The sequence below is a fragment of the Ruegeria sp. AI3 genome (genome assembly GCF_056541245.1).
Genome location: NZ_JBQFYA010000003.1, coordinates 14,106 through 34,285, shown reverse-complemented (window position 1 = coordinate 34,285; position 20,180 = coordinate 14,106). Strand labels below are relative to the sequence as shown.

The following is a 20,180-nucleotide window of genomic DNA, read 5'->3' as shown; positions in this document are numbered from 1 at the left end:
GCTTGTTTCGGCCAATTCAGGTGCCTGTTAAAGGCTGGCGCTGGGCCGGGATTTGATCGTGTCGAACCAGGCTTGAGTCGCGGTACTTGCTTCCGGGATACGCATTTTGATCACTCGGGCGAAATCGACAAAGACGAACCCGGTGATATCGGCGAAGGAAAAATCCTGGCCCGCTAAAAACGGACTGTCTTGCAAATGGTCCTCGAGCAAATCGAAAAACGCCGCCACCCTGTCGCGACCCCGTTGCGCAAGCTCGGGGATCTGAGGATAGTTCTCTGGTCCCGGAATAGGACGATCCTTGAAAGCAGGATGGCCGTTGCGCAGAGCCTCGGCAATGGGCATGCCGCCTTGCTGCTCAGCGATTGCGTTCCACATCAGAACACGGCCCTTTTCATCCGGCGTCTTGCCCATCAATGGGGGTTCCGGGCTCTGCGCCTCAAGATACGCAGCAATCCCAAGGTTCTCGGTCAGAACCGTGCCTTCATCGGTCACCAGCACAGGGATCGTGGCCCGAGGGTTAACTGCGCGAAAAGCATCGCTCAACTGCTCTCCCTCCGCGATCGAGATTTGCCGGGTTTCGATCTCCAAGCCTTTTTCGGCAATGAACATACGCGCGCGGCGCGGATTCGGAGCAGTGGCGCAGTCGTAAAAGATCATCCGTTTTCCCTCTGTCGTGTTTAGCTCAAAGCCTTGGCGACCGCCCGCGCGATCACCCGTTCTTCGTCGGTTGGGATCACGAGCACGGGTATACCGCCATCTGAAATCACCGTCGCGTTTTGGACGTTGATCTCGGCGTCCAGATGGATGTTGAGAAATCCCATCCCATCCAGCACGCTCTGGCGAATAGGCGCAGCGTTCTCACCAATGCCGCCGCAGAACACCACCGCATCAACACCTCCAAGAATAGCCGCCATCGCACCCAGTTCCCGCCTGATCCGGAAGACATAATAGTCTATCGCCTCACGCGCGTGGGGATCATCGCTTTCAAGCAATGTGCGCATATCGTGGCTGATCCCGCTAAGGCCTAGCAGGCCACTTTTCTTGTAGAGGATATGCGTGATCGCCTCGGCAGAGTGACCTTGCTCCATCAGATAGAGCAACACGCCGGGATCAAGCTGACCGCAACGGGTCCCCATAGGCAGCCCATCAAGCGCGGAAAAACCCATGGTTGAGCCGATACTCTTTCCGTTGGCCACAGCGCACATCGAGGCCCCGTTGCCCAGATGCGCGATAACCACCCGGCCTGCTGCCAGATCCGGGAAATCCTCAGCCATCTTGCCGGTAATGTAGTCGTAGGACAGGCCGTGGAACCCATAGCGCCGAACGCCTTTCTCATAAAAGCGGCGCGGAATGGCAAAGGCATCGTTTACAAACGGATGGCCGACGTGAAAGGAGGTGTCAAAACACCCAATCTGTTGCGCACCCGGGAAAGCCGTTCGTGCAGCGCGGACGGCCGCCAGATTGTGGGGCTGATGCAACGGGGCCAGTGACGAGAGCGTTTCAAGTTGGGCCAGCACGTGATCATCCAGAACCGTTGGCCCTTCGAAGGTTTGTCCGCCGTGGACAATGCGGTGGCCTACACCGACGATTAGATCCGATTGAAGCAAAGGCTCGATGTTCTGCAAGATCGCCGCGACCCCGGCCACGTGGTCAGCAGGCCCGATCTCACGTGTCTCATGAAACCCGTCGCCGTTGATTTGCAATTGGGCGACCGGCCCCAGATTGTCCACCTGCCCGTGCCACAGCAATTCGGGTTCAGCGTCGGCGCGGTAAACTCCGAATTTGATGGTCGAACTTCCCGCGTTCAGCGTCAGGATGGCCTGCATTATGTTCCTCCGGTTTGCTTAGCCTTTTCGTGGACCCGGACGCGCCTAAGGCGTCACCGCCGGTAGATAAAACAGCGGCCCTCGACCGCGCCCTCGGGCAAGGGCAATTCAGTCAGCGCATTGAAATACATTCGATCACTGGAAACCATCAGGCCACCCGGCGCCAGAAGCGGTTCAATCAAAGGCGAAACAAACCGCGCGAAGGCGTCGTTCTTTTCGCGGTTGTGCCCACCCAGATCCGCATGAATCAGGCTGGCCGTCGCGCCGAACCGGTCCACCGAGGCTGGCAGAGTGTCCCGCACATCGCCCAAAATCACCCGACCCTCGGGCGGGGTAGAGTCGGGATGTGAAGCCACCGCGCGTTCAAACACGAAAACCGGGCGATTCTGAATGTACTGGATCATGTGGTGGTAGGTTCGACCGTTACCCAGGCCCAGTTCGAACACCGGCCCGGACATGCCTTTTGTCTGCGCGATTGCAAAATCAAGGCAGGCGCGCTGCGACACCATGCGGTCAATAAACAGATCCAGTCGGCTTTGGTTTTCGGACACAGGGGATTCTCTCTTTGATACTCATCGCCAGCTTAAATGGTGCTGGTCACGAACTTGATGGCAAAAACTCAACTGTTTGTGTAGTTGTAGAGGCGAAAGTTTCACATTCCCGCGACATTTCAGCCTAAGAACGGGTTTGACGAGTCGGGTGAAACCGCGCGACAGTAAGTCAAAAAACGGGGAGAATAAAAAGCCGATGCTCATCTACGGCCAAACGGGTGGAAAACCCGAATGACTGCGTTGTTGTCTGTCAGAGATCTCAGCATCGGTTTCGGCACGGCGGATTCAGTTGTGCGAGACGTGAATTTCGACGTGGAGGCCGGACAGACACTAGCATTGGTGGGTGAGTCGGGTTCGGGCAAAACAATCTCCTGCCGGGCCGTGTTGCGCATCCTGCCCCGCGTGGCGCAGATTCGCAGCGGCTCGATTATTCTGAATGATTCCAAGGGCCAGGCCGACCTGACGCAAATCAACGAGCGGGAGATGCGCAGCATTCGCGGCAACCGCGTCTCGATGATCTTTCAGGAGCCGATGCGATCTTTGTCGCCACTGCACAAGATCGGCAATCAGGTCAGCGAGGTCCTCTGGCTGCATCGCGGCGCGTCCGAGGCGCAAGCCCGTAAGGAAGTCCTGACCCAGTTTGAACGCGTGGGCTTTCCAGACCCTCAGCGGGCTTATGACTCTTATCCGTTCGAGCTGTCGGGAGGTATGCGCCAGCGCGCTATGATCGCCATGGCGATGGTCTCCAAGCCAGAGCTGCTGATTGCAGACGAGCCTACTACTGCGCTGGATGTGACAACGCAGGCTCAGGTTTTGGGCCTGATCAAGGAACTTCAGCGCGAAACCGGGATGGCGCTGATCCTTGTCACGCACGATCTGGGCGTAGTTGCGAATATGGCCGAGCAGGTCGTCGTCATGCACAAAGGTCGCGTGATGGAGGCAGGCCCCGCCGCCCCCATCCTGACCGCGCCGGCGCATCCCTATACTAAGCAGTTGTTCGATGCGGCCCCAGCCATTCCGGATCAGGACGCCGTAGGCATTCCGATGCCGGACGAGGACCTGATCCTGCATATGAAAGGGGTCTCCAAGACCTATACGATGCGCTCCAGCAAGGGCTGGCAGGCAGACAAACAGATCCATGCCTGTCGCAGCGTCGACCTGAAACTTGCACGTGGCAAGACACTGGCGATTGTCGGCGAAAGCGGCTCTGGCAAGACCACCGCCGCCCGGATTGCCCTTGGCGCCGAACTGCCCGATCCTGGCGGAGAGGTTCTGTTCTGCACCGCCCAAGGCGAAGACCCCATCCCGGTCCACCATATGACCCGCGCCCAACGCACCGCGTTTCAACGCAAGGCGCAGATGGTGTTTCAGGATCCCTACAGCTCACTCAGTCCACGGATGCGTATTCAGGATGCAATGACCGAGCCGCTGGAAATACACCGTATCGGTTCCGTCTCGGAACAACGCGACAAAGCGGCCGAGATGCTGCAACGCGTGGGGCTGAACTCGGATATGCTGAAGCGCTATCCGCATGCGTTTTCCGGTGGGCAGAGACAGCGCCTGTCCATCGCCCGCGCCATGATGCTGGACCCGCAGTTGATCGTCTGTGACGAGCCGACCTCGGCGCTGGATGTGTCGGTTCAGGAACAAATCCTGACACTCTTGGAAAACCTGCAGGACAGCCTGAACCTGTCCTATTTCTTCATCTCTCACGACCTTGCGGTCGTGGCCCGTATCGCTGACGAAGTTGCCGTTATGCGTCGGGGGCTGATTGTCGAACAAGCCCCGCCCGAAACACTCTTCTACAATCCGCGCCATCCTTACACAAAGGCGTTGATTGCCGCTCAACCAGAACCCGACATTAACCGCCCGATTGACCTGCAAATGGTCTCTCTGGGTGCCGGCGCGCCGGACAGTTGGGATGAGGCCTTTCGTTTCTCGGACACCGTGATACCTTCGCTGGTGGAATTGGAACCGGGCCATAAGGTACGTTGCCATGTTTAAGACCACTCGCCCTCTGATCCTGGCCGCCACTCTGGCCTTTGGCTGGACGCTGCCTGCACTGGCCGATGTGCCGGTTCCGCAAGAGAGCAGCTTTTGGTCGGCTGAGGTGAATGCGGGCGATCTGCCCCCGGTTTCGGAACGCCTACCCAAAGACCCTCTGGTGGTGGATCTGGCCGCGAAGGGGCGTGAATTCGGCACCCCCGGCGGCACAATGCGGACCATGGTAACCCGGTCCAAGGATATCCGGCAGATGGTCGTCTACGGTTACGCCCGGTTGGTTGGTTTTGACGGTGATTACAATATCGTACCCGACATTTTGGCTTCGTTCGACAATGACGGGAACCGCAAGTTCACTCTGCACTTGCGCGAAGGGCACAAATGGTCGGATGGCTCGCCGTTTACGTCGGAAGATTTCCGGTATTGGTGGGAAGATGTCGCCAATAACGAATTGCTCAGCCCCTCCGGACCACCTGATTTTCTGATCGTCGAGGGCAAGGCCCCGACCGTCTCTTTCCCGGATGAGACGACAGTGATCTACGAATGGGATGATCCGAACCCAGATTTCCTGCAAACGCTGGCACAGGCCCGCCCGCCCTTCATTTACCGCCCGTCGGCTTTTCTGAAACAATATCACGAAAACTATGTTGATCCTGAGGATCTGGCCGCGCAGGTCGATGATGCCCGCGTCAAAAGCTGGGCGGCCCTGCACAACAAGCTGGACAACCTCTACAAGTTCGACAACCACAAGCTGCCCACGCTTCAGCCCTGGCTGAATGCAAGCTCGGGCAAGAAAATCCGCCACAACTTCGTCCGCAATCCGTACTACCACCGTATCGACTCCAAAGGGGTGCAACTGCCCTATATCGACGTGGTCGAGATGGAGATTGTGGCACCGGGACTGGTGGCCGCAAAGACCAATGCGGGTGAGACCGACCTGCAGGGGCGTGGTCTGGCGTTCCGAGATGCCTCGATCCTGAAAAAGGGTGAGGCGGTTGGCAACTATAAGACATTGCTTTGGAAAACCGGAGTGGCCTCGCAAATCGCGATCTATCCGAACCTGAACTACGCGGATGAGGTTTGGCGGGACGTAATGCGAGACGTGCGCGTGCGCCGCGCCCTGTCTTTGGGGATTGATCGCAAGACGATCAACCAGGCGCTTTATTTCAAACTGGCAAAACCGGGCGCGATGGCGGTTCTGCCGGCCTCCCCCTTCTACAGCGAAGAAAACGCCCAGGCCTGGGCCCAGTATGATCCCGATCTGGCGAACGCACTGCTGGACGAGGCTGGGCTGAACGAGCGCGACAAGAACGGCATTAGGCTGCTGCCCGACGGGCGCCCGATGGAGTTAATCATCGAAACCGCTGGTGAGCGGCAGGAGGTCGAAAACGCCCTGCAGATCGTCACCGACACATGGCGCGAGATTGGCGTCGATCTGGTTATGCGCCCGCTGGATCGCGATATCCTGCGCAACCGGGTTTTTGCAGGCAACACGATGGCTTCGGTCTGGTTCGGCTGGGATGACGGGCTGCCCCAAATCCACACCTCGCCTGCCTATCTTGCCCCGACGGATCAGGTGTTTCTCGCCTGGCCAAAATGGGGACAGTACTATCAGACCGGCGGCGAAGTGGGTGAGGCCCCCGACATGCCCGAGGCTGAGCGCTTGATGACTTTGGTCCATGACTGGGAGACCGCCACAACGGATGAGCAGCGCGCTGCCGTCTGGACCGAGATGTTGGAAATCCACGCTGACCAGCTATACGCGATCGGCATTTTGAATGGCGCACCGCAGCCCATTGTCGTCTCGAACCGTTTGCGCAATGTCCCCGAGCAGGCCATGTGGGCGTGGGAACCCGGCGCGCATTTCGGCGTCCATCGCCCGGATGAGTTCTTTTTGGTCGACTGAGCAGGAGCAGCTAAATGATCATGCTGCGGTATGCGGTCTATCGCTTCTTCACGATGCTGCTGACACTGTTGGTGGTCTCGGTTCTGATATTTGTCATCATCAACCTGCCGCCCGGCGACTATCTGAGCAATCAGATCGCCGAGCTTCAGGCCTCAGGCCAGTCCGCCGGCGTTGCCAAGGCCGAATTTCTGCGGGCCGAGTACGCCTTGGATCGTCCCATGTGGGAGCAATACCTGATCTGGATGGGCTTCTGGCCCGGCCCCCACGGCTTCGAAGGTCTGCTGCAAGGCAATTACGGCTGGTCTTTTGAGTTCGACCGCCCCGTCTCAGACATCGTGGGCGATACGCTTTGGCTGACGGTTGTGGTCAATCTTGCCGCGATCCTGTTCGTCTACGCTGTCGCCCTGCCCTTGGGTGTGATCGCCGCCGCGCGGTCGCGCACGTGGATCGACTATACCTCGGCCTTTGTCGGCTATTTGGGTCTGGCCACGCCGAACTTTTTGCTGGCACTGATCCTGTTCTACTACGGACATCAGTATTTCAACCTGCCCATCGGCGGCTTGATGGACCCCAAATTCGAAGGCGAACCGATGAGTTGGGACAAGTTGAAATCCATCCTTGTCCACCTGATCGTGCCGACCTTCGTCATCGGCACCTCGGGCGCGTCGGCCATGATGCAGCGTCTGCGCGCGAACATGCTGGACGAGCTGGGCAAGCCCTATGTTGAGACAGCCGTTGCCAAGGGCATGGCCCCATCGCGGATGCTGACCAAATATCCGTTGCGTGTGGCCTTCAACCCGTTCGTCGCCGACATCGGGAACCTGTTGCCCTCAATGGTGTCCGGCTCGGTTCTGGTATCGGTCGTGTTGGGCCTGCAAACCATTGGCCCGACCCTGCTGACAGCGCTGAAGACGCAAGACCAGTTCCTGTCGGCGTTCATCCTGATGTTCGTGGCCCTGCTGACCCTGATCGGCACCATGATCTCGGACATCCTGCTGGTCATACTCGACCCGCGCATTCGGTATGAGGGGCGAGACGCATGACCCAACGCCCCGATGATCGCTATGTTGATGACGCTCCGTTCGACCCGCAGGCCTCGGTCCAGCAACTCGAGCGCGCCGATCTGGACGCCCCGAACTGGGTTCTGGTCTGGCGCAAATTCCGCACGCACAAGTTGGGCCTGATTTCGGGCGTCTTTCTGCTGCTGTGCTACCTGATGCTGCCCTTTGCAGGCTTCATCGCCCCCTATGGCCCCAATGACCGGAACGGAGAGCACCTCTACGCCCCGCCCCAGTCGATCAACTGGTTCCACGAGGGCGAGTTCATCGGGCCCTATGTCTACCCCATCACAGCTGAAGCGGATCTTGAGACCTTCCAGTGGAAGTTCATTCCAGACACCGAGGATCCTCGTCCGATCAAGTTCTTCTGTGAAGGGTCGGAGTATCGCTTGGCAGGGTTCATCCCTTCTGACAGGCATCTGTTCTGTGCCCCTGATGGCGCGACGCTGTTCCTATGGGGCTCGGACCGGCTGGGCCGCGATATCTTCAGCCGCATCCTTTATGGCGCGCAGCTATCGCTGACCGTGGGTCTGATCGGCATTTCAGTGTCGTTCTTCCTTGGTATCCTCTTCGGCTCGATGGCCGGGTATTTCGGAGGGCGCATCGACTGGACAATTAACCGTGTGATCGAAGTCCTGCGATCCCTACCCGAACTGCCGCTCTGGCTCGCCTTGTCCGCCGCGGTGCCCTCGAATTGGAGCCCCGTCGCGGTTTTCTTCATCATCTCGATCATCCTCGGCATTCTCGACTGGCCCGGCCTCGCCCGTTCCGTCCGCGCCAAATTCCTATCCCTGAGAGAGGAAGAATACGTCCGCGCGGCTGAGATGATGGGCGCAAGCTCAGGGCGGGTGATCCGAAAGCACCTGCTACCGAACTTCATGTCACACCTGATCGCGTCGGCCACCCTGTCGATTCCCGCGATGATCCTGGGTGAAACCGCGCTGTCCTTCCTCGGCCTCGGCCTACGTGCGCCTGCGGTGAGTTGGGGCGTGATGCTGAACGACGCGCAGAACCTCGCCTCGATCGAGATCTACCCGTGGACGGCCATTCCGATGCTGCCCATCATCGTCGTCGTTCTGGCCTTCAACTTCCTCGGCGACGGGTTGCGCGACAGTCTGGACCCATATCAGCAATGAGCCTGCTGTCCTCTCTTCCGTCGGCCGACAGCTATCGCACCACCGGCGAGGGAACCTTGCCCAGCGCCTTTGCTGTCTCCGAACTGGCGACCGCCAGTTTCGCCGCGGTCGGTCGGGAGATGGCCAGATACATGGCCGCCGCAAACCTGTCACCAACCGCGCCAGAGGTCACGGTGGATCACCGCCTCGCTTCGCTCTGGTATCGCTATTCCTTCAAACCCGATGGCTGGGAGATGCCCAGCCTTTGGGACGCCATCGCAGGCGACTATCGCGCGTCTGACGGCTGGATCAGGCTGCACACCAACTTGCCCCACCACCGCGCTGCCGCCCTAAGGGTATTGGGTACCGAAGCAGACCGCGACGCGGTCTCACAGGCCCTGCGTAGCTGGGCTATCGCTGACCTGGAAAGCGCTGTTGTAGCCGAGGGCGGCGTCGCAGCCGCCATGCGCAGCCGCGCCGAATGGTTGGAACACCCCCAAGGCCGCGCCGTTAGCCGTGATCCACTGATCAGTTGGCAGAACCCACGTCGGATCACTCTGCGAGATCGCCAGGCTGCAACAGCCGACCGCCCGCTTGCCGGCTTGCGCGTCCTAGACCTGACCCGCGTTCTGGCGGGTCCCGTCTCAACCCGCACATTGGCCGGATTCGGCGCGGTTGTGCTGCGCGTCGACCCTCCGGGCTGGGATGAGCCGGGCGTTATTCCCGACATCTCGCTGGGCAAACGCTGCGCCTATCTGGACCTGAAGTCGACCGAGGGCCTGACCCACCTGCAAGACCTGTTGTCACAAGCAGATGTATTCATCCACGGGTACCGCCCCGGCGCGCTTGACGCCCTGGGGCTTGGCAAAGCAAAGCGTGACGAACTGGCCCCCAACCGGGTCGAGGTCACTCTGGACGCCTATGGCTGGCAGGGCCCCTGGGCCACACGCAGAGGGTTCGACAGCCTGGTTCAGATGAGCGCAGGTATTGCCTATGCCGGGATGGAATGGGCAAATGCCGACAAACCCACCCCGCTGCCAGTTCAGGCTCTGGACCATGCGACCGGATACCTGATAGCGGCCGCAGTCCTTTCTGCACTCGCCGAGGCAGCCTCGGGAAATTCAATCATGCACGCCCATCTATCTTTGGCGCGCACCGCCGAGTTGCTAGCCATTCTTGGCAAAACCGATACAGGGCAAGACGCGATCACGGCCAACCAATCCGACTATGGCGAAGAAACCGAACAGTCCGGATGGGGCCCTGGCCACCGGCTAAAACCCGCACTGACCATTGGTCAGACGGTGATGAGGTGGGACCTGCCCGCCCCACAACTGGGCACATCCGAGCCAACCTGGCCCTGACGCGCCAACCGCCGCGCGGCACGCGCGGCCCGGCCCAAAGGGGCGGGAGAACCGTCTAGCGGTCGTCGCCGCCCGGCCCGATATCGTCCAGGTAATCCTCATCAATCGCGGCCTGCACCGCGCCAGTCACCGCCTCGCGCTGTTTCGGGGTCAGGTCTTCGGCCTCTTTGCCATCAGCCAGACGAACGGTTACCTCACGATGCGCAAACTTGATGCCTTCGCGGGCGAACAGTTCTCGGATATCCTGATACACCTTCTTGCGCACCAGCCACTGATCGCCCGGCTTGGTCATGAATTTGACCCGGATGATCATCGCCGAATCCTGCATCTCGATCACGCCCTGAGACTTCAGGGGCTGGATGAAGTTGTCTCCGATAACCGGATCGCTCAGCAACTCCTGACCCAGTTTCTTGATCAGTTTCCGCACCTTCTCAACATCCGTGTCATAAGTCACGCGCAGAGGCAGCTTCATGATCACCCAGTCACGCGAATAGTTGGTCAGAACCTTGATCTCCCCAAAGGGGATAGTGTTCAGCGCCCCCAGATGGTGGCGCAGTTGGAACGAGCGGACCGAGATTTTCTCGACCGTTCCCTTCACATCCCCAATGTCGATATATTCCCCTTTGCGGAACGCATCATCCAACAGAAAGAACGCGCCCGAAAAGATATCGCGCACCAAGGTTTGCGACCCGAACCCGACGGCCAAACCCACCACACCAGCACCAGCGAACAGGGGGCTGACGTTGATGCCCAGCTCCATCAAAACAATCAGCACAATCGTCACGACAACGACTGCCAGAATCGCCCCGCGGAACAAGGGCAGCAAGGTGGCCAAGCGGCTCTGACCGCCTTCGCCGCCTTCATCGCCCAACTCGGCCTCGGAGCCGTCATCGGATTCCTCGGCGATTTTGCTGTCGATCCAGATGCGGAAAAAATTGAACAGGATGTAACCGATGAACAGGATCACCATCACGTCCAGCGCGCGCCCGATCGGCAGATCCTCGCTCCAGCTGGCGTCAGGGTTCCAGATCACCACCAGCGCGTAGCTGCCCACGACAAAGGCCAGAATGCCAGCCACCCGGCGGGCTAGGTCCTCATAGGTCAGAATGGCGTGCTTGCGTTGTACCGCCTCGGGCGAGGGTGCCTCTGCCTCAATCTCTGCCTCGGCGTTGATCTGTTCGATCTTGCGGTTGCGATCGAAATAGCGCTCCAGCAGGTAGTTCATCGCGCCATAGGCCACGACAACCGACATGAAGATCGCATAGCTGCTGGCAACAATCGGGACCGAGTTTTCATTCTCAAGCACCAGATCCACGGCCAGCTTCGACCAGCTGAACACAATGTACAGGATCAACACCGGAGCCCAAGCAAATGAGATGAAGCGCAGAATCCACGAAACTTGAGACGGTGCCCGCCCGCCCCGGATCGCGTTTGAAATGGCCCCGGCATTGAACAGGATCATCAGAATATTCAAGAAGGCCCCAAACAGGGTCAGGCACCCATAGACCAAAGCGTAGACGTTGTAGTTCAGACCGAAATCCGCCACCCAGGTCGAAAATAGAACGACCGAAACGTCATAGGTCGCCACCGCCGATGCCCAAATATACAGCCGCTTGGCGTGGCGGTCGGAAAAGGGCGGCAGGCGATACTGGCTCAGGTAAGGTGACAGCACCATTCGCCACAGGTCCGAGATCGTGCGCGACAGGAAAAAGGCCGTGAAGATCGCGGTCACGGTAAACTGGATCGAGATATCTTCGGCCTCGCCAAAGAAAAGATAGCCCACGATCAATGCCATCAACATGGCAAAGATCGTGCCGCCGATTCCCATCACGAAGCGGTACACGAGAAACGGCATCTTCTCGCGATAGCCCTGCGGGTTCTCCTTGATCCGCGCCACGACCCAGCGCTTGGCGATCCGTTTGCCATAGATCTCGGTTGAGAGCCACCGCCCCAATAGTAGGAAGAGGATGTTCCAGCCCAGAACCTCGACATAAGTCTGGATACGACCATCCGGGCTGGTCTGACGCAGGATATACTCCACTTCGAACACCGAATAGGGCAGTGCCTCAAGGCGTGATTGGACCGATTCACGGAACTTGGTGAATCGCGCCTGTGTCCGCATCAGTTGCGAGGCCTCCGCCATGGGGTCAGCCACAGCCGATTCCGCTTCGGGCTGCTCACCCGCGGTGGAGACCAGATTGCCCGAACTATCGATGACGATGACACTGGCACCAGCCTCGGTGGCGGTGCGGATCGCGTCGGCGAGATCACTGTCGTTGGTTGCAGTCTCTTCTGTAGCGGAGCCTGAACTATAGCCCGGTATCAGCGAGGTCTGCGCCGCCACACTGGCTGGAAACGCCAACAACAGAGCCCAAAATGCCAAAAGCGTCGCGGCCAGAAAGTTCGGTTTCATAGGGTCTTGCATCCAATTTCTTCACTGGCGCACACCGTACAGAACCTGTTGGACCTGTTCAAATCCTCCCGCCGCCTGTTTTCGCGCTTTGAACGAAACGGCGACGACTGGTGCAAATTGAACCCATATCCTCAATATCCTGTTGCCAAATCGCCATGTTTGGCACATTTGCAGGCGGGCGATTTCCCCTTTGGCAAGCGCAGCATAAGGATATACGGTAACGCTTGCATACGCGCGGATGTAGTACCCAGACCAATAAGACGGGCGACCCTATGAGCCTAGGCAAAAAACAAGACAATCCGGACCGCGCGCCGCGCCTGCTATTTTACAGCCACGATACCTTTGGGTTGGGCCACTTGCGCCGTTCGCGCGCGTTGGCTGCGGCGATGACAGAAGCCGACCCAAGCGCATCCGCCCTGATCCTGACTGGATCGCCTGTGGCCGGGCGTTTCACCTTTCCCCGCCGCGTCGACCATGTGCGCCTGCCGGGGGTTACCAAACGCTCGGACGGATCTTACGCGGCCCGCACGATTGGCATGGGCATTGATGAGGTGACCGAGCTGCGCTCGAGCCTGATCAAGACAGCCGTTCAGCAATTCGATCCCGACGTCCTGATCGTCGACAAGGAACCCACGGGCTTTCGCGGCGAGTTGCTGCCAACGCTGGAATTCCTCGAACAGTCCTGCGACACCAAGCTGGTTCTGGGCCTGCGCGATGTTCTGGACGAGCCTGAGGTTCTGGCCGCCGAATGGGACCGCAAGGATGCGATCGCTGCGACCGAGCGGTTCTATCATGAGATCTGGGTCTACGGGTTGCATTCGATCTACGACCCGACCGAGGGTCTGCCCCTCAGCGCAGCGGCCCGATCACGCCTACACTGGACCGGCTATCTGCGCCGCGATCTCGGCCCGGTCGGAGAGCCCCCGGAACAGCCCTATATCCTGATCACGCCCGGTGGCGGCGGCGATGGAAAGGCGATGGTCAACCTGGTCCTCTCGGCCTACGAACAGGACCCGACCCTGTCGCCCCGCGCGGTGCTGGTTTATGGACCCTTCCTGTCGGGCGAGTCACGCGATGAATTTGAAACCCGCGTGGCCGCGCTGAACGGGCGCGTGACAGCCGTTGGATTTGAATCCCAGATCGAAACGCTTTTTGCCGGGGCGGCGGGCGTCGTCTGCATGGGGGGCTACAACACCTTCTGCGAAGTCCTGTCCTTCGACAAACGCGCCGTCATCGTACCCCGCACCACGCCTCGATTGGAACAATGGATACGCGCCTCGCGCGCTGAAAACCTTGGCCTTGTCCGGATGCTGGACGAACACCGCGACGGCTTGACGACCGACGCGATGATCCGCGCCATCCGCGAATTGCCGCGACAGCCCCTGCCCTCGCAGGCGATCAGCGACGGCTTGCTGGACGGGCTGGACTATGTAACAGGTCGCATCGATGCGCTGCTGCGCCGGGAACAGGAACGAGCGACCGGATGACATCCCAAGACCCGAAACTCGCGGTGCTGGTCAAAGGATGGCCGCGCCTGTCCGAGACGTTTATCGCTCAGGAACTGGTCGCCTTGCAGGAGGCCGGGCATCAGTTTGACATCTGGTCGCTGCGCCATCCGACCGACACCAAGCGCCATCCCCTGCATGACAGGTTCAAGGGGCAGGTGCACTATCTGCCCGAATACCTCTATCAGGAACCACAGCGCGTCTGGGCCGCACGGGCCATCGCCCAACGCCTGCCCGGCTATGCCGAGGCCTACCGCGTGTGGCGGCAAGACCTACGCCGCGACCCGACCCACAACCGCATTCGCCGCTTCGGACAGGCCTGCGTTTTGGCGGCTGAGCTACCGGAAGCGACGCAGGCGCTCTATGCCCATTTCATGCACACGCCCTCATCGGTGGCGCGCTATGCCGCCATCATGCGCGGTGTACCGTGGAGCTTTTCGGCCCACGCCAAGGATATCTGGACTTCGCCCGAGTGGGAAAAGCGCGAGAAACTGCAAGCGGCGACCCATGGGGCCGCCTTTGGCGCCACCTGCACCGCTATAGGGGCCGCCCATTTGCGGGAGCTGGCGGATGACCCCACACGCGTTGACCTGATTTACCACGGGTTGGACCTAGCACGTTTCCCAAGCCCGCCGGACCGGAAACTACGAACAGCAGACGGGCCGTTTCACATGATCTCGGTCGGGCGCCTGGTCGAGAAAAAGGGCTTCGATCGGCTGATTAATGCCTTGGCCTTGCTGCCCGAGACGCTGGACTGGCATTGGACCCATATCGGCGGCGGCGCTTTGGGGGACGTCCTGCGCGACCGCGTCACGGCAGCCGGCATTGCCGACCGGATCAGTTGGAAAGGCGCCTGCGATCAGCCTGAAGTGATCGAGGCCATGCGCGCTGCCGATCTCTTCGTCCTCCCCAGCCGCATTGCCGAGGATGGCGATCGGGACGGGTTGCCGAATGTGTTGATGGAGGCCGCCTCGCAACTCCTGCCGATTCTGTCGACGCCGGTGTCCGCTATTCCTGAGTTCATCTCCTCAGGCACACACGGCATCCTGTCGGATGACGACCCAAAGGCGCTGGCCGACGCGGTGCTAGCACTGGCGAGCCATCCCGAAGCCACCGCCAAAATGGCCCGGGCCGCCTATGACCGTTTGCTGGCCGAGTTCCGGATGGACCCCGGCATCGCGCGGCTTTCGGATCGGCTGAACGCTTTGTGCCTGGAAACGGTCTGATGACTCGCGTGGCGTTTTACGCCCCCATGAAGTCCCCACACAGCCCGACCCCTTCGGGCGACCGCGAGATGGCGCGCAACCTGATCACCGCCATTGCCGCCGAAGGAGACCAAGTAGATCTCGTCTCCGAGCTGCGGATCTACGACAAGCACGGAGATAGCGCCAAACAGCGCGCTTTGCGCGCGGCGGCCGAAGCCGAAACGCAACGCCTGATCGCCGCGTTGCCGCAAGACACGTCGACTTGGGTGACCTACCACAACTACTACAAAGCCCCGGACCTGATTGGCCCTCAGGTCTGCGCGGCGCGGCAAATCCCCTATGTTCAAATAGAAAGCACACGGGCCAGCAGCCGCCTGAAGGGGCCTTGGGTCGGGTTCGCGCAATCCGCTCATGAGGCCTGCGATGCGGCCAACGTGATTTTCTATCACACCGCAAATGACCTGATCACGTTGGAGCGCGACCGCTTTGACGCTCAGGCTCTGGTCGAGTTGCCACCGTTTCTGCCGATCAGGGATTTGCCACCTCAGGCCGCTGCCGAAGGTCCAATGCTGGCCGTCGGCATGATGCGGCACGGGGACAAGCTGGCCTCCTATCAGCTGCTGGCCGAAGCTCTGACTTATCTCACTGGCGATTGGCAGTTGCAGATCGCAGGCGACGGACCGGCTCGAGGCGCAGTTGAAGCACTCATGGCCCAGTTCGGTGAAAAGGTCACGTTACTGGGCCAACTGGACCAAGAGAGCCTAGGCCACCTCTATCAGAACTCTGGGTTTCTGGTCTGGCCCGGCGTCAACGAAGCCTACGGCATGATCTATCTTGAGGCTCAGGCCACAGGCCTGCCTGTGGTCGCGCAAGACCGCCCCGGCGTGCGCGACGTTCTTTCGCCTTCGGACTACCCCAGTGTCGATCAAGGGGCGCAAGGACTGGCCCAGCGCATGCAGACCCTGTTGCAGAACGGCGAAGAGCGGGAACGCCTTGGGAGTGAAGCCCGCAAATACGTGGCAGATCGCCACCTGATGCCCGGTGCAACGCGTCGGTTCTGGCAGACCATCCGCCCCTTGTTGGAGGATTCGGCATGACCAGACTGGCCTTGCTGCGACACGGTCATACGCCGTGGAACCGCGCCGGACAGATTCAGGGGCGCAGTGATATTGCGCTCGACCCCGAGGCGCGGGCTGAACTGTCCGGATACGCCCTGCCCACCTCTTGGGAGCAGGCTCAGATCTGGGCCAGTCCGTTGCAGCGCGCGTTTGAGACGGCGCAGATCGTCTCGGGCCGCGCCCCGATGACCAGCGACACGCTGATCGAGATGAACTGGGGTGATTGGGAAGGCTTGCGCGGTGTAGACCTGATTGCAGACCCGTCCAGCGGCTACCGACATATCGAAGACTGGGGTTGGGACTACCGCCCGCCAAATGGCGAAAGCCCGGCTGAGGTTGCAGATCGTCTCGCGCCTTGGCTGGCAGAACTCCGGCAAGACGCGCTTGCTGTGTGCCACATCGGCATCATGCGGGTCATTCTGGCGCGGGCCTGGGGATGGGATTTTGAAGGCCCTGTCCCTTTTAAAATCAAGCGCAACAGGCTCTATGTCATCGACATGGAAACGATGACGCCCGAAGCAGAACCAACCCGCCTGATCAAGCGCGAGGCCACGACATGAAAGTGATGCTTGTCGTTACCCACCTGTTGGGAACCGGGCACCTGAGCCGAGCCTTGACGCTGGGACGTGCCTTTTCGGGTGCAGGCCATGAAGTGATGGTGGTGTCTGGTGGCATGCCTGCGCCGCAACTCGACAGCACGGGCCTGACGCTGTTTGGCCTGCCGCCGCTGCGCTCGGATGGGACCAACTTTACCCGGCTGTTGGGTGAGGACGGCGAAGAGGCTGATGAAACCTATCGCAACGCGCGGACCGTGGCGTTGGTTGAGGCCGTCCGTTCGTTACAGCCGGACGTGTTGATCACCGAGCTTTTCCCCTTTGGCCGACGCGTATTGGCGGATGAATTCGAGGCTGCACTGACCGCCGCGCGGGCACTGCTTCACCGCCCCGTCATCCTCAGCTCAATCCGCGATATTCTGGCACCACCGTCCAAACCCTCCAAGGCCGAACGGGCCGATGAGATTATTGACGCGTTTTATCACGGTGTTCTGGTTCACGCGGATGAACGTATCACGCCGCTGACTGTCAGCTGGCCCGTCTCAGACCGGCTGGCCGGGTATTTGCACTATACCGGCTTTGTCGCGCCGGTTGCGCCGCAGCCCCATCCGGACGGTGTTGGGGAGGGAGAGGTTCTGGTCAGCGCGGGCGGTGGATCGGTAGGGCAGCCGATCTTTCGCGCGGCCATCGAGGCCGCCCGAAAGATGCCCAACAGGCGCTGGCGCCTGTTGGTGGGCGGGCGTGATGCCGAAGCGCGTATTTCCGAACTGTCCCAGCTGGCCAAAGGCGCGCCTGTTGTCATCGAACCCGTGCGCCCGGATTTTCGGCAAATGCTCCCTCATGCGGCGGCATCGGTGAGCATGTGCGGCTACAACACCGCGATGGACCTGCTGCAATCGGGGACTCCGGCGGTGATGGTGCCCTTTGATGACGGCAATGAAGTGGAACAAAGCCTGCGAGGGCAAAGCCTCTCTGCACTTTCGGCGATGGAGGTTCTTCCCAGCAAGGACCTTGACGCGACCCGTCTTTCCGAGGCGCTGGAGCGAGTGATTTCTGACGTACCCCGTTCGACGCAGGGCTTTGGCTTCGACGGAGCGCAGCGCAGCGTTGAGATCGTTCAGAGGCTCTGGGACGCGCGCAGATGATGGCAAATTGGCACATATTGGACGAAGAACTGGCCATTTGGCGCGACCAAGGGCTGTCTTTTCCGCTGTGGTGGCGGGACGACGATGCGATTGCTCCGACCCCTCAGCTGGACCAACTCTCCGATTTGTCCGAACGGCTTGGGATTTCGGTTCACCTGGCGATCATCCCGCGTGACGTAACGAGCGAACTGGCGACTTACATGGCGCAACGGCCGTACCTGATACCCGTTGTCCACGGCTGGGCGCATGAAAACCACGCTCCGCCAGAGGAAAAGAAATCCGAATTCCGGCTGCACCGTCCCATGGAGACGATCTTGCAGGACGCCGAGGCCGGTATGACGCGCCTGCGGTCTCTGTTTCCGGATAGTTTGCGTCCCATGTTCGTCCCGCCGTGGAACCGTATCGCGCCCGAGATTGGCGCGCGCCTGCCCGATCTCGGGTATGAAATCCTCTCGACCGCGACCCCTCGGACATCAGCGCAGGCCGCGCCGGGGCTGGAGCAGGTGAACACCCATATCGACCCGATCGATTGGCGCGGCAGCCGGAGCTTGGTGGATCCTGACGCGCTGATCCAGAAAACCACCGCGCTGCTGCGTGACCGCCGGGAAGGGCACGCCGACAACAGCGAACCGCTTGGCGTATTGACCCATCATCTGGTCCATGATCAAGACATCTGGGCCTTTACCGAAGCTTTGCTGAAACACATGCTGGACGGGCCGGCGACCCTCTGGACCGCCCCCAGACACGGAAACGGAGACCCCGAATGAGCCGACTGGATTCCATGCTGCGCCGCCTGACCGCGCAACGCGACGGGCTGAACTGGGCCGCTGCGAAGATCGCTGATCAGAAAGGTGATGTTCTGGATATGGGGCTCGGCAATGGGCGCACCTATGACCATCTGCGTGAAATCCTGCCCGAGCGCCGCATCTGGGTGATGGATCGCGTTCTGCAATGCCATCCCGACAGCACTCCGCCGGAACAGGATTTCCTGCAAGGTGAGGCCGAACCGATGCTGCAAAAGCTTGCCAGCGCAGGGCACAAGATGGCGATGGCGCATTATGATTTCGGCCGAGGGATCAAGGCGGATGACGTGGCCGAGGCGGCGCGCCTCAGCCCTTTGATCGCGCAGGTGATGCAGCCCGGAGGATTGCTGATCTCGGGCCAGCCTCTGGTCGGGTTCGATCAGATCGAGGGGCCCGAAACCATCGCTCCGGACCGCTACCTGTTCTACATGGCGTGATCAGGCGACGCGCCGCCCACGCGACCAGACCGCATTCAGGGCGGGAACACCTGCCCGCATGCGAAACCGGATCAGATCCGCGCGGGCGCCGGTGCGCAACACGCCTCGGTCGTCTAGCCCCACGGCCTGTGCCGGGGTCTGGGTCACAGTCCTCAGCCCACGGGCAATGTCGTCCCACATCTGTCCCAGCCGCACAGCCGACAGCAGCAGCGCCGAGGGCACGTAATCAGACGAGATGATGTCCAAATGGCCCAGCTCCGCCAGCTCCTGCGCGGCGACATTGCCCGAATGCGACCCGCCCCGGATGATGTTAGGCGCCCCCATCATCACCTTGATCTCGTGCGTGTGGCAGGCTCGAGCAGCTTCGACCGTAGTCGGGAACTCGGCCAGACGAATACCGTGGCCTGCGGAGACCTGAACCTGCTCTTCCGTCGTATCATCGTGGCTGGCCAAAACCGCACCAAAGCGGTTGGCGGCCTTGACGGTCTCGACCTCATGCTTCTCGCCGTTGCGATCGCGCAGCCCTTTCAGATGGGCGACGTGTTGCATGAACGTATCATCGTCCATGGCGTATTTGCCCTTCATATAGGCCTCAAGCTTCGAGATATCGCGAAACTGCCTCTGACCCGGCGTGTGATCCATGATCGAGACAAGACCAACGCGGTCCTCGGGGCCGAACTCGTCCAACTCCTCGACCAGTGTTTCAGAGCACACCTCGGCTCTGAGATGTAGGAAGTGGCTGATCTTCAGCGCATCCTGTTCACGCAGGTCCCAGAGCTCCTGCGACAGCCCGCGCGCGTATTTCAGGTACCGGGCCGAGCCTGAGGGGATGGATCCGATCCGCATCGCATCAAACACGGTGGTGATCCCGGTGCTTGCCAGCTCGGCATCATGGGCGAGGATCGCGGCGGCGTGGGGCCAGTCGACCTTCGGGCGCGGCTGGATGTGACGCTCAAGGTTGTCCGTGTGCAGCTCGACCAGACCCGGGCTGATATAGTCGCCTTCGCAATCGACCGCCCCTGCAGGGACCGAGGCGCCTGCGTCGATATCCGCAATGCTTTCTCCTACGACCCGAACACTCCCCGTTACGGTTTCGTCCGGCAGAACGAGCGTGGCATTGGCAAGGATCATTTCTTCTGTCATCTGAACTTCACACAGTTTGAGCTATTGAACGGGCCACGC

General features: G+C 60.5%; 17 protein-coding genes. 12 read left to right on the top strand and 5 right to left on the bottom strand.

The window, feature by feature from the left end; translation table 11 throughout:
* Positions 1-27: 27 nt before the first annotated feature.
* Genes ACRZ95_RS06160 through ACRZ95_RS06150 form a run of 3 tightly spaced genes read right to left on the bottom strand, consistent with a single transcriptional unit; the run spans position 28 to position 2,377 of the window.
* A complete protein-coding gene (locus ACRZ95_RS06160) occupies positions 28-657 on the bottom strand; it encodes a glutathione S-transferase (RefSeq protein WP_170676785.1) in 630 nt (209 codons plus the stop codon).
* Between the two features lie 20 nt (positions 658-677).
* Positions 678-1,826 carry an acetate/propionate family kinase gene (locus ACRZ95_RS06155; protein ID WP_170676784.1) on the bottom strand — a complete coding sequence of 383 codons (1,149 nt, stop codon included), beginning with the start codon at positions 1,824-1,826 and terminating at the stop codon, positions 678-680.
* A gap of 53 nt (positions 1,827-1,879) precedes the next feature.
* On the bottom strand, positions 1,880-2,377 hold the full coding sequence (locus ACRZ95_RS06150; protein ID WP_170676782.1) for a class I SAM-dependent methyltransferase: 498 nt from the start codon (positions 2,375-2,377) through the stop codon (positions 1,880-1,882).
* A gap of 231 nt (positions 2,378-2,608) precedes the next feature.
* Between ACRZ95_RS06150 and ACRZ95_RS06145 the strand changes: the two genes are divergently transcribed.
* The 5 genes from ACRZ95_RS06145 to ACRZ95_RS06125 are packed head-to-tail and all read left to right on the top strand — an operon-like array spanning position 2,609 to position 9,818.
* On the top strand, positions 2,609-4,381 hold the full coding sequence (locus tag ACRZ95_RS06145) for an ABC transporter ATP-binding protein (RefSeq protein WP_170676780.1): 1,773 nt from the start codon (positions 2,609-2,611) through the stop codon (positions 4,379-4,381).
* Positions 4,374-6,284: an ABC transporter substrate-binding protein gene (locus ACRZ95_RS06140; protein WP_170676778.1), complete on the top strand. Its 1,911-nt coding sequence runs from the start codon at positions 4,374-4,376 to the stop codon at positions 6,282-6,284. Before ACRZ95_RS06145 ends, ACRZ95_RS06140 begins: the two co-directional genes overlap by 8 nt.
* A 14-nt stretch (positions 6,285-6,298) precedes the next feature.
* A complete protein-coding gene (locus tag ACRZ95_RS06135) occupies positions 6,299-7,327 on the top strand; it encodes an ABC transporter permease (protein ID WP_170676777.1) in 1,029 nt (342 codons plus the stop codon).
* Positions 7,324-8,478, top strand: coding sequence for an ABC transporter permease (locus ACRZ95_RS06130; RefSeq protein ID WP_170676775.1), 1,155 nt, complete (start codon positions 7,324-7,326; stop codon positions 8,476-8,478). Before ACRZ95_RS06135 ends, ACRZ95_RS06130 begins: the two co-directional genes overlap by 4 nt.
* On the top strand, positions 8,475-9,818 hold the full coding sequence (locus ACRZ95_RS06125) for a CoA transferase (RefSeq protein WP_170676773.1): 1,344 nt from the start codon (positions 8,475-8,477) through the stop codon (positions 9,816-9,818). Before ACRZ95_RS06130 ends, ACRZ95_RS06125 begins: the two co-directional genes overlap by 4 nt.
* A 55-nt stretch (positions 9,819-9,873) precedes the next feature.
* On the opposite strand, the gene ACRZ95_RS06120 is transcribed toward ACRZ95_RS06125, so the two are convergent.
* Positions 9,874-12,231 (bottom strand): mechanosensitive ion channel family protein, encoded by a 2,358-nt coding sequence (locus ACRZ95_RS06120; RefSeq protein WP_170677275.1) that lies wholly within the window; start codon positions 12,229-12,231, stop codon positions 9,874-9,876.
* Between the two features lie 272 nt (positions 12,232-12,503).
* Here ACRZ95_RS06120 and ACRZ95_RS06115 point away from each other — a divergent pair, with 272 nt between their 5' ends.
* From ACRZ95_RS06115 to ACRZ95_RS06085, 7 genes are read left to right on the top strand one after another with little or no spacing between them, the layout of a single operon-like run.
* A complete protein-coding gene (locus ACRZ95_RS06115) occupies positions 12,504-13,718 on the top strand; it encodes a glycosyltransferase (RefSeq protein ID WP_170676771.1) in 1,215 nt (404 codons plus the stop codon).
* Positions 13,715-14,962: a glycosyltransferase gene (locus ACRZ95_RS06110; RefSeq protein ID WP_170676769.1), complete on the top strand. Its 1,248-nt coding sequence runs from the start codon at positions 13,715-13,717 to the stop codon at positions 14,960-14,962. Before ACRZ95_RS06115 ends, ACRZ95_RS06110 begins: the two co-directional genes overlap by 4 nt.
* On the top strand, positions 14,962-16,038 hold the full coding sequence (locus ACRZ95_RS06105; RefSeq protein WP_170676767.1) for a glycosyltransferase family 4 protein: 1,077 nt from the start codon (positions 14,962-14,964) through the stop codon (positions 16,036-16,038). The genes ACRZ95_RS06110 and ACRZ95_RS06105 overlap by 1 nt, the downstream gene beginning before the upstream one ends.
* On the top strand, positions 16,035-16,619 hold the full coding sequence (locus ACRZ95_RS06100) for a histidine phosphatase family protein (protein ID WP_170676765.1): 585 nt from the start codon (positions 16,035-16,037) through the stop codon (positions 16,617-16,619). Before ACRZ95_RS06105 ends, ACRZ95_RS06100 begins: the two co-directional genes overlap by 4 nt.
* Positions 16,616-17,758: a glycosyltransferase gene (locus tag ACRZ95_RS06095; protein ID WP_170676763.1), complete on the top strand. Its 1,143-nt coding sequence runs from the start codon at positions 16,616-16,618 to the stop codon at positions 17,756-17,758. Before ACRZ95_RS06100 ends, ACRZ95_RS06095 begins: the two co-directional genes overlap by 4 nt.
* Positions 17,755-18,525, top strand: a complete 771-nt coding sequence (locus ACRZ95_RS06090) for a polysaccharide deacetylase family protein (protein ID WP_170676761.1) — start codon at positions 17,755-17,757, stop codon at positions 18,523-18,525. Before ACRZ95_RS06095 ends, ACRZ95_RS06090 begins: the two co-directional genes overlap by 4 nt.
* Positions 18,522-18,998: a class I SAM-dependent methyltransferase gene (locus tag ACRZ95_RS06085; RefSeq protein WP_170377542.1), complete on the top strand. Its 477-nt coding sequence runs from the start codon at positions 18,522-18,524 to the stop codon at positions 18,996-18,998. Before ACRZ95_RS06090 ends, ACRZ95_RS06085 begins: the two co-directional genes overlap by 4 nt.
* On the opposite strand, the gene ACRZ95_RS06080 is transcribed toward ACRZ95_RS06085, so the two are convergent.
* Complete coding sequence (locus ACRZ95_RS06080; protein WP_170676759.1) at positions 18,999-20,141, bottom strand: alpha-D-ribose 1-methylphosphonate 5-triphosphate diphosphatase; 1,143 nt, start codon at positions 20,139-20,141, stop codon at positions 18,999-19,001.
* Positions 20,142-20,180 lie beyond the last annotated feature (39 nt).